The sequence below is a fragment of the Candidatus Effluviviaceae Genus V sp. genome (assembly GCA_014728125.1).
Classification (GTDB): domain Bacteria; phylum Joyebacterota; class Joyebacteria; order Joyebacterales; family Joyebacteraceae; genus WJMD01.
Genome location: WJMD01000065.1, coordinates 1 through 3,250, shown reverse-complemented (window position 1 = coordinate 3,250; position 3,250 = coordinate 1). Strand labels below are relative to the sequence as shown.

The following is a 3,250-nucleotide window of genomic DNA, read 5'->3' as shown; positions in this document are numbered from 1 at the left end:
GACTGGCGAAGCTGCTCCTCCTTGATCGCCAGGTCGCGCTGGGCCTCCATGAGGTCGGTGATGTCGTAGCTCAGCGTGATGACGCCGATGGTCTCTCCGCTGCCGTCCCGGTAGGGAATCCGGTCGGTCTGGACCCATCTCCTGTCGGGGGCGAAGTCGAGCGTGCCGATGGCCGTGCGCCGGGGCCTTCCCGTCTCGATCACCTGCGTGTCGACTGCCCGCCCCTCCTCCGGAGCATCAGGTATGATCTCCGAGAGACGTCTCCTGGCCCACGCCTCCATCGGGACGCCCGCCAGATCGGCGACCGCCCTGTTGACTCTGAGATAGCGTCCCTCGGTGTCCTTGTAGGTGATGTAGGCCGGAACCGAATCGAGGATCGTCTCGAGCTCCTCACGCTGCTGCTCGAGGCGTTCTCCGAGCTCGATGCTCCTGACGGCGAAACCGATGTCCTCGGACACCTCGTTGAGGAGAGCCTCCTCCTCGTCGTCCAGCTGCGAAGATCCCGCTGTTGAGACGACAAGCTCGCCGAGGACCTCATCGGCGCAGGAGATCGGAAACGCGGCGAAGGAAAGCTCGTCCTCCTCGACGGCACGACCTTCCTTTTCCGCTGCAGCGACCGCCTTGTCCGCCAGGTTGATCTCGACGCGGTCGTAGCCGAGGCCCGCGACGAGTGTCTCGCACGCGCCCCGAGCGAGCTGCTCTCGATCGCCCTCACGTGTTATGAGCTGATTGACGTTCCGGACCGTCCGTACGCAGTCGTCGAGCCTTCGGGCCCGGGCGTTGGCCCGCTCCAGCGTGCGGACCATGCGGGAGGTGATGAAGCCGGCCATGAGGAAGGCCGAGAGAATGGTGAGGCGGCTGAAAAGCTCCCTGGGAGGGACGTTCAGGAAGAGGTGTTCCGGGTACGTCCGACCCGCATAGAAGTAGTAGTCGAGGGCCGCCTGCATGACCCACGCGAACATGCCCGCGAAGGCCGCGAGGATGATCGCCTGATGCTCGGTGCGTCGGCTCGAGAATCGGGACGGGCGCTGCGCCATGGTATTGCCCTCATGCCTGCTCGCCCGCGACACCGTGGTCGGCATCGGGCACGGCGACGCGGAAGGTCGCCGAGGCAGTCGCAGTCAGCCAGCAAAACGAAGCTCTCGACGCCATATCTAGCAAAGTGCGTGCCAGCGTAGAAAGCACCACCGTAACCGATGAACGAACGTCAGGCTGCTCGGCGGCTTGTCACGGAAGCGCTCAGCGCCTTGTCGACCGAATCTGATGACCGCGGGCACTGCAAACGCCGTGCGGGGAGCGCGTGCATTTGAACGGGCTGTGCATCAGCCACCATGCAGTTCGTCAGGTGCCTGTGCCACGCACCGGCCACCCCGGGCCCACGGCTGAAGGGCCCCGATTCCCCGGCCGTCGAACGGCGACCCTCTCTCCAGGAGCCGGCTCAGCAACGCGTTCGGCGCCATCGTGGCGGGCACGGAGCGCGAGACCCCGATCGATCTGAGAGGGGTCGCGGCGTGCTCACGTCTCGTGACGACGCTGGAGCTTCCCGATGGGTTCGAACCGATGGCCGTGCCGGAGAACTGCTCGTTCGCGTCGGGCGGGTGTTACTATCGAGCGAACTACCGTGTGGAAGGCGAAACTCCCACGGCTGAGCGTGAGATCGTGATCCCGGGCGAGTTCATTTCGCCGGAGCGCTACGTGGAGTTCAAGGCGTTCCTGGAGTCATCCCTTCAGGATCTCCAGGCGCCGGTGCTGTTGAGGTAGACCGTCCTGCACGGTCACCGTCTACCGGAAGATGGCCTTGATGCTGCCCCAGCTCACAGGCTCGACGGCGGTCCCGCACTCCGGGCAGCCCGCCTCGTAGGCGCCGATGAGCTCGGTGCACTCCGGGTTGTTCTCGGGCAGGCACGGTGAGTCGGCGCAGAGCCGGTAGTCGCCGGACTCGGGGTCGCAGAAGAGCGGGTCCTCGGACATGTTGCCGTTCACTGACCCCTGGCCCGCGATCGGGCCGACCCAGTCGCCGGACGGGTTGCCCCAGACGGTGGAGCACGAGAGATTGGCAACGCCGTCGCTCTCGTAGATCGGCTCTCCGCCGATGTTCTCGGAGATCGAGCAGTACTCGAATGTGATCGTCGGGTCGCCGCCGCTCGTGGAGTAGATCGTGATCGCAGGAGCGCCGCCAAAGCCCGTCATCTCGTTCCCAGTGAATGTGCAGCCGTGGATGGTGGTCGGGTCCGAGTTCCAGATCTCGAGCGCGCCGCCCCAGTTCGCCGTGTTGCCGGCGAAGAGGCAGTCGGTGAAGGTCATCGGTGAGTTATAGACGATGACGGCAGCCCCTCCCGTGCCGGTGTGGCCGACGAACGCGTTTCGCTCGAACGTGATGTCATTCGACTCATCGATGTCGAGCGCCGCCGCTTCGCGGTCCGTCGTGTTGGACTCGAACCCGCAGTCCGTCACAGAGATGTGGGGGAGCTCGTCGAGGCTCACCGCGCCGCTTCGGTCCTCCGCCCAGTTCCCGACGAAATCGCAACTGCTGATATCGGCGTGCGTGCCGGGATTGACGTAGACGGCACCTCCATCGCCGTCGTAGGCCTTGTTTCCCGTGAACGTGCAGCCCGTGAGCGCGAGCGAGCCGTCGGACCCGATGTCCAGCGCCCCGCCGTACCCGTCGAGTGCGTCGTTCCCGTCGAACACACAGTCGGTGAATGTCACGGTCGCCTCATCGCTCACGGCGACCGCGCCCCCGTCGAATTCCGCGTCGTTCTGGTCGAACGTGCAGTTCGTGAAGACCGCCGCGCCGTACTCGAGCCAGACCGCGCCGCCCGAGCCCTCTGCGTAGTTGCCGCTGAAGGTGCAGTTGTTGAACGTCTGCGTCTCCCTGGAGGCGTTCTCCAGGTAGAGCGCCCCGGCGATGTAGGTCGAGTAGTTGTCCGTGAAGGCGCACGACTCGAAGTCGACGCCTGATGTGTCACATCGGACGGCGCCCGCGAGGAACGCGCGACCGTTCGTGAAGGTGATGCCGCGGACGACCGAGCCGTCGGCGCCCATGATGTGCATGATCTGGTCGGTTCCCCCGCCGTCGATCGTCACCGAGTCGGGGTGGTCCGCAGCGCCGGCGATCGTGATGCCTTTCGTCACATTGAGGCTGTGCTCGTCGTATGTGCCGGACGCGATGAGCACGGTGTCGCCGGGAGAGGCCTCGCTGATGCCGGCGGAGATCGTTGGTTCGTCCTGCGGGACGCGGACGACGCCT

At 65.6% G+C, this 3,250-nt stretch carries 3 protein-coding genes; 1 reads left to right on the top strand and 2 read right to left on the bottom strand.

Translation table 11 applies throughout. The annotated features are described in order from the left end of the window. On the bottom strand, window positions 1–1,082 hold a 1,082-nt coding region (locus tag GF405_03705), incomplete at its 3' end, for a PAS domain-containing protein (GenBank protein ID MBD3367269.1). 379 nt (window positions 1,083–1,461) lie between these two features. Between GF405_03705 and GF405_03700 the strand changes: the two genes are divergently transcribed. Next, window positions 1,462–1,761, top strand: coding sequence for a hypothetical protein (locus GF405_03700; protein MBD3367268.1), 300 nt, complete (start codon window positions 1,462–1,464; stop codon window positions 1,759–1,761). Between the two features lie 21 nt (window positions 1,762–1,782). Here the strand turns inward: GF405_03700 and GF405_03695 are convergent. Beyond that, window positions 1,783–3,250, bottom strand: a 1,468-nt coding sequence (locus GF405_03695; GenBank protein ID MBD3367267.1) for a hypothetical protein, incomplete at its 5' end; no start/stop codon positions are given.